This window comes from Ligilactobacillus sp., assembly GCF_036846325.1.
Classification (GTDB): domain Bacteria; phylum Bacillota; class Bacilli; order Lactobacillales; family Lactobacillaceae; genus Ligilactobacillus.
The window spans coordinates 17,516-24,410 of sequence record NZ_DAIUCE010000001.1 but is presented as its reverse complement, the minus strand read 5'-3'; the positions used below and the strand labels follow the sequence as shown (position 1 = coordinate 24,410).

Sequence of the window (6,895 nt, the reverse complement as noted above, 5' to 3'; positions counted from 1 at the left end):
GAACAAAAACGACTGTAGGTATCAGTTTCCGATTGAGTACGCAAGCATCAAGAACGAAAGGCTTGAAACAAAAACGGCATCACAGATCAAGAGAATGATCTTTAAAATCATAAGCGTGGTAAAAGCTGAAATAATGCTCAAGCTTCCGCAGATAATCAGGATGATTCCCAAAACAGACATGATTTTTGAAAGTGATCGATCGTTTTCCGGATGGAAAATGATGACGGGCTTGTTTCTGTGGCTGAAAACGTACCAACCTAAAAAAACGACGATTAAGCCAAGGCCGATGAATAAAGCCGTTGCTATATTTTGCATTGTAAAGTTCCTCAGTTAAATCTTTGTCTAAAAAAGGGCCAAAGCAAAAACTTTGGCCGGTGAAAATCCGATGGTGCCGTTGGCAGTCCCTGTAGTTGAACCCGCGTTTATGCAGGAGAGAGTGTCCATACCGAGGTTTTTTGGACGCCACGTGAAATGGTCTGCCAGCCGCCTCGAGATCCGGTCACAAATATATCAGTTGTTCGGTCAACCATACGATAGGACGACACGTACACTTCAGAATTCCAACTTCATCTTAGCATAGGTTTTGAATAATTACAAATCACTTGTGCCATCTGGAATTTTGCAAAGCCGAATATTGTTGTTTCAAAGCCTGTTCGTAACGACCGTTTTCCTTTGGAACGTAGTAGGTGCGGTCAAGCAGGGAATCGGGAAGGTATTGTTGTCTGACCCAGTCATGCGGATAGTCATGCGGATACTTGTAACTCGTCCCGTGGCCGAGTTTTTCAGCTCCCTTATAGTGGGCATCTTTCAAGTGATTTGGAATCTCGCCTCCGTATCCTTTTCTGATATCGTCAAGTGCAGCATCAACTGCCTGGATTCCTGAGTTTGACTTTGGCGAAATGCAAAGCTCAATCACGGCATCAGCCAGGGGAATTCGTGCTTCAGGCAGACCGAGTCGCTCAGCTGCGATCACTGCGGAAACGGTTCTTGAACAGGCAGGGGGGTTGGCAAGTCCGATATCTTCATATGCAATGGTCAGCAATCTGCGCATGACGCTGATCAGGTCGCCAGCTTCAAGCAGTCGAGCCATGTAATGCAAGGCCGCATTCGTATCGGAACCGCGAATCGATTTTTGAAATGCAGAAATCACGTCATAATGCGCATCACCGTCCTTATCATGGGTCAAAGCCTTTTTCTGAATGCATTCCTCAATGATTTCAAGCGTGACATGAATATGATTGTCTTCATCTTCCGGTGTTGACATTACGGCTAATTCGAGTCCGTTCAAAGCGCTTCGCAGATCGCCGTTTGTCGCCCGCGCCAAGTGAAGCATGGCATCATCGTCCAGGACGACATGCTGTTTACCCAGTCCGTTCTCATCGTCCTGAAGGGCTCGGTTGATGGCAGTTTTAATGTCTTCTTCCGAAAGTTTCTTGACTTCAAAAATCTGAGTCCTGCTGCGAATGGCAGGATTGATGGAGATGTAAGGATTTTCGGTTGTTGCACCGATTAAAATGATTCTGCCGCTTTCAAGCAATGGCAGCAGAAAATCCTGTTTAGGCTTGGTCAGGCGATGAATCTCATCAAGCATCAAAATGACCGTCCCGCTCATTTTGGCCTCCAATGCGACCTGTTCAAGCTCCTTTTTGGAGTCGGTCGCTGCATTTAAAATACGGAAGGCATATTTCGTCGAACCGGCAATCGCACTTGCAATGCTGGTTTTGCCTGTTCCGGGGGGACCGTAAAGAATCATTGATGATAAAAGTTTTGCCTGAACCATTCGGCGAATGATCTTGCCTTTTCCGACAAGATGACGTTGTCCGACGATTTCGTCAATGTCTTTCGGACGCATGCGAAATGCGAGTGGTTTCATCTGATCACTTCCTTATGGTTATATTTTACGCCAACGCCTGTTCGAAATACAACTCAAAAGGACATGATGATGATGAAAGCTGCATGTTTTGGTATAATATAGATAACAATTTTTGCAAAGGATGAGAATCGTGAAATTTGACGAAATCGGAAATGTAATTGAAAAAGAGGAAATGACAGGGGCTTTGTTTAATATTGCATGGAAGGTTTCAAGGCCGCGTCAGGTCGTCAGAAGAGACGGGTCGCTTGGAAATGCAGAACTTGGACAAAAGGACAACCCTTATCTGAAAGTTTCGAAGGGAACGGTCGAGCTGACCACTCGTTCATGGCTTTCTGCATCAAAACTTTTCTTCGACATGAAGCTTCAGGAACATACGTTGAGAAAAGTAATCGGAGACGATGCTTATCTGTGGCCTTTTTCCTGCGGAATTAAAAAAGACGCAGGACTTAAGCCTAAAATTCTTCTGCGTTTTCCGGAAGGGTTGTTCAAGGAGCTTTATGAATCAGAATTTAAGCGAAGCGAAATTTCCTATATGACCTTCAGAAACCAGGTCTATATGAAAGTTTTACGCGGTTTTGTTGCAAAGCGGTGGTTTCTGGAATATCTTTTCGGGGCAACACCGTATGATTTTGCAGCAGGCGAAGGCGAGGGAAAGAGTTCGCCGAAACGTTCAGCTGCAAACATTATAAATCCCGTTGTTCAAAAACAGGCGGAAAGTTTGAATTATCTGAATCTCAAAAAATATCTGAAAACATCCGACCGGACGAATCCGGACGGAATCATGCCGAACGGAAACTATGCAGATTTAAGTGAAATGGAAGAAAAGGGAGTTCATTACCTGCAAATTGAAGCAGTCGATTATGATCCGCGCAGCATTTTTGGAGTGACTCCGCTCATGATTTCAACGTTGGAGCTTATGGCAGGTTATTTTTTGATGACGGAAAACACTGAGACAGGCACTTTAAGCGATGCAAGAAGTTTCAGTCTCAGCGTGGCAGAAGAAAGTCCATATGCCAAATCTGACGTGGTTATGAAGGCCCGTTTGTTTATGCAGGATCTTCTGCGCTTTGGAGAAAAATTAGGCTTTGCAAGGATGCAAAGCGTTTCCGATGCTTTGAAACTGAGAATTGAAGAACCGGAAAATACGCCGTCCGCCAAACTCCTCAGATTGCAAGGAAGCAAGAGTTTGTTTGATTACGGCAGAGATCTGATGCAGGAAAATCAAACTGAGATTTTAGACACTGGATTTGATGACGGAAGCGTTCGTCTGATTGAAGAGGCAATCTTAAACGGGATTTCATATCAGCCCGTGATTCCTGAAGCAAATATCGTGCAAATCGGATCCAGAATGATTAAAAGCGGAATTCAGACAAGTTCAGACAGCGCGCTGATGAAGGAAATATGGGATAAGAAATCTGTTGCCAAGCAATTCGTTGAACAATTTGGTTTCATCGTTTTGTCTGACTATGTCATCGGCAATCGCAGAGATTTTGATGAGATTTTTCCCCGCATCAAGGGCATGGCAGTTTCAGTCAAAAATGCTGAAGGACCTTCAGATGAAAAAGCATCTTTGTTCAGGCTGGCTCCGACTAAAGAAGTGTTATGGGGTGCGGTTTCCCGCATCATTTTCGATGGTAAAAAAGCGATGATTGAACTGGTGGTCCCAGGATCAGTTTATCGGGCATTATTTTTCCAGGATCAAATTTTAAGCGTGATTGAACGCTTGCCTGCGGGAGTCGTCGGTGACGGAAGAAGAACAATCAGACAACTGATTGATGGCAAAAATTTGTCTGACAAGACAAATCAAATCGTCATCGGACCTTCCGAAAAGGAAACGATGGATGTTCAGGGGGTGACGCTTGAGACGATACCAGGACGCGGAAATGAAGTCCTGCTTCGCTATGATGCAACAAGCGGGACCGGCGACCGCAGCCTGGAAGTTCTCGATGAAATTGATTCAAGCTATCTGGATGAGCTTTGCCGTTTGGCCAAGGCGTTGAGGCTTCATGACGGAGCGCTTGACATCGTGATTCCAAATATCTATCAAGGATATGACGCCGACCATCCGGAGTCATTGATCTTCCTGAATGCTCATGCAGTTCCGAAGCTCTCGATGCATGAAAACGTGCTCTTGACCGGAAAGCAGAATATCGCGAAAAAAATCGTTATGATGCAGTAAAAAAAGCTCCGGACATTGCCGGAGCTTTTTTTAGCCGAAAAGTCTGTCCAGGAGAGAACGACGTCTGGGCTGAGACGAATTCTCCGTTTTCTTGGGGTAGCACTCAAAAATATCGATTTTTTCCTTATGGATAGCTTGAGTCTTGTCGCAAAAAACAACCGCAAGATTGGTTGAGGCATTAGGAAGGCTGCGATCGGACGTTGCAGTGAAATCAATGCCGTGATCATTTGCAAGCCTGACCAGCTTGGAAAGGGCAGCCGCATCGACCTGACCGTTGATAATCAGGCGGAAGTCCGGGTGAATCAACATTTCCTGTGACAAATCAAGCAGACTTTCCGGATCGTTCAATTCTTCAAACGTGATGGTGACATCGACTCTTTCGCGAAAGGTTCCAAGGTATTTGCGACGTTCGTCAGGATTAATCTGGGGTGTTCCATACATTCCCTTGTTCATATGGTTCTGTAGTTCATCAGACATTGTTCAACCTTCTTTCCTGTGTTCATTCTAAATTGTAACATTGAGAAGATAATTCGGACAACAAAAAACGGTCTCCACGAGGGGGACCGTTTCAACAAATTCACTTTGAAAATTAAAGCTTGTTGTAGTATTCAACGACAAGAGCTTCATCGATGTTTGCATCGAGTTCTTCACGTTCAGGAAGACGTACCAATGAGCCTTCCATCTTGTTTTCGTCGAATGAAACGAATGGTGCACGACCGACAACTGCTTCCAGGGCATCCTTAACGACTTGAAGGTTCTTTGAACGTTCACGCAAGGAAATAACCTGGCCGGGCTTTACTTCGTATGACGGGATGTCAACGCGCTTGCCGTCAACCGTAATGTGACCGTGATTTACCAATTGGCGGGCTTGACGACGTGTCGTAGCCAAGCCAAGACGGTAAACAACGTTGTCAAGGCGACGTTCCAAGAGAATCATGAAGTTGTCACCGTGCTTGCCTTCGCGGATCTTGCCGGCCTTAACGAAAAGGTTGGCAAATTGACGTTCTGACAAACCGTATGTCATGCGAAGCTTTTGCTTTTCACGCAATTGCAAACCATATTCGGAAAGCTTGCGACGGTTGTTTTGACCGTGTTGACCTGGTGCGTAAGGACGACGTGCTAATTCTTTGCCTGTGCCTGAAAGGGAGATGCCCAAACGACGTGAAACCTTCCAGGAAGGACCTGTATAACGAGACATTTAAAATTCCTCCAATTAAATAATTTGGAGTAAAATAATCCGTGCGAGTTTAGTATTCGTGCATTTCATTTTGCGATTTTCACCCTTGCAGCCGAAGGGGTACTCATACGAACCGAAACGGCAATGAAATGTTGACGTTCTTACCGCTCGCTGCTGCATTATTTTACACAACTGACATCGTATCAGATTGAATCTTTTGTGTCAAGACCATTTTGTGTTTTTAAGCAAGACTTCGACAAATTCGGAAAGTGCCTTTTCGTCTTCTTTGCTGAAACGATTTTTTGAAGGCGAATCGATGTCAAGCACACCGATCATTTGATTGTCTTTGATCAAAGGAATGACGATCTCAGAATTTGAGGCAGAGTCGCATGCGATGTGTCCCGGAAATTCGTGGACGTTTGCGACGCGCAGGGCTTTTCTTTGTGAAAATGCAGTGCCGCAGACACCGGTGCCGTTTTTAATGTGCATACAGGCAACTTTCCCTTGAAACGGTCCAAGATCTAATGAATCGGTTTGTTCGTCATAAAGGTAAAAACCGGCCCAATTGATGTCTTTTAAGCTACTGTACAGGAGTGCAGACGCATTTGCCAGATTGGAAACGGGGTTATGCTCGTTGAACAAAAGCGCGTCAAGTTGTTTCGACAACAAATTATCGGTCATAATTATAAGGCCTCCAAGCGGTTATTTTTTATGTATCCTATGTTATAATATAAGCAATTGTATTTAAATGCAAATTCGATGGTTGGAAAGTAAGGGGCGGAATTTACATGATGATGGCGATTTTAACGATAATCATTTCCCTGGCAGTGGTGCTTTACGCTGCAGCAGTGATTTTCAAGCGACGATACAAGACGCGGGCAGAAGAAATAAGAAATCAAGTTGAAGGCATTGAAAAAGCATCACTGGATGCTGATTTTGCCAATCTCAGCCGGATGACTCTTTCGGGCGACAGTCTGACAGAAGTTGAAAACATGGACAAATCATACCATTATCTGATGAATCGTCGTTTGCCGGAAATCATCGAGGAATTGGATGAAATTGACGAGCAGCTTGAAGGATATCATGTTTTCTTGGCTAAAACGGGGCTTGAAACGACCAGGAAAAAAACCACGGACGCAATTTCTCAGTATCGCGAACTGTCGGCAAAGGTTTCACGAATTAAAAAACAGGCCGAAAGTCATCAGGAGGCCGTCACGGAACTTAGGGACAAATACCAGCGAATCAGAAAGATTTTGCTGACAAAGAATTTTTCGTATGGTCAAAGCATTGATGCACTGGAATCAAGTATGCAAAATCTTGAGAGTCTTTTTGAAGACTATATGAAGGTGCTTGAAACGGGCGATTTGAAGAAAACGGATGAAATTCTCACGGAACTTCGGCAAAAAACGTGCGTTCTTGAAACAGCTCTTGATAAAATTCCGCCAATCTACAAGAACTACAAGAACGTTTATCCGGAACAGATGACAGAAATCAGGGAAGCCGTCAAGAAGATGAAAAAAGAACGCTATGGGTTTGAATTTGATCCTGAAAAGATTATTTCTGATACGGACGACCAGATAAAACGACTTGATGAGGAACTTGCAAAAATCGAAGTTGAAAATTGTGAATCACTCGACAACAAGATTTATGACAATATCGAAAAATT

7 protein-coding genes are annotated in these 6,895 nt (G+C 44.2%); 2 read left to right on the top strand and 5 right to left on the bottom strand.

The annotated features are described in order from the left end of the window. Window positions 1–21: 21 nt before the first annotated feature. Both V7Z60_RS00125 and V7Z60_RS00115 read right to left on the bottom strand, forming a co-directional pair. Window positions 22–315, bottom strand: coding sequence for a hypothetical protein (locus V7Z60_RS00125; protein WP_334115395.1), 294 nt, complete (start codon window positions 313–315; stop codon window positions 22–24). A 283-nt stretch (window positions 316–598) separates the two neighbouring features. Next, window positions 599–1,873: a replication-associated recombination protein A gene (locus V7Z60_RS00115; protein ID WP_334115394.1), complete on the bottom strand. Its 1,275-nt coding sequence runs from the start codon at window positions 1,871–1,873 to the stop codon at window positions 599–601. Between the two features lie 121 nt (window positions 1,874–1,994). On the opposite strand from V7Z60_RS00115, the gene V7Z60_RS00110 reads away from it, so the two are divergent. Beyond that, a complete protein-coding gene (locus V7Z60_RS00110) occupies window positions 1,995–4,052 on the top strand; it encodes a bifunctional glutamate--cysteine ligase/glutathione synthetase (protein WP_334115393.1) in 2,058 nt (685 codons plus the stop codon). Window positions 4,053–4,082: 30 nt separating this feature from the next. Here the strand turns inward: V7Z60_RS00110 and V7Z60_RS00105 are convergent, their stop codons facing one another. From V7Z60_RS00105 to V7Z60_RS00095, 3 genes are all read right to left on the bottom strand, one after another. Continuing rightward, window positions 4,083–4,529 (bottom strand): YueI family protein, encoded by a 447-nt coding sequence (locus V7Z60_RS00105; protein WP_334115392.1) that lies wholly within the window; start codon window positions 4,527–4,529, stop codon window positions 4,083–4,085. Between the two features lie 112 nt (window positions 4,530–4,641). Next, window positions 4,642–5,250 (bottom strand): 30S ribosomal protein S4, encoded by a 609-nt coding sequence (gene rpsD, locus V7Z60_RS00100; RefSeq protein WP_003694425.1) that lies wholly within the window; start codon window positions 5,248–5,250, stop codon window positions 4,642–4,644. Window positions 5,251–5,451: 201 nt separating this feature from the next. Further along, complete coding sequence (locus V7Z60_RS00095; protein ID WP_003694423.1) at window positions 5,452–5,910, bottom strand: GAF domain-containing protein; 459 nt, start codon at window positions 5,908–5,910, stop codon at window positions 5,452–5,454. Between the two features lie 107 nt (window positions 5,911–6,017). Between V7Z60_RS00095 and V7Z60_RS00090 the strand changes: the two genes are divergently transcribed. Further along, a partial coding sequence (locus V7Z60_RS00090; protein ID WP_334115391.1) for a septation ring formation regulator EzrA occupies window positions 6,018–6,895 on the top strand: 878 nt, incomplete at its 3' end.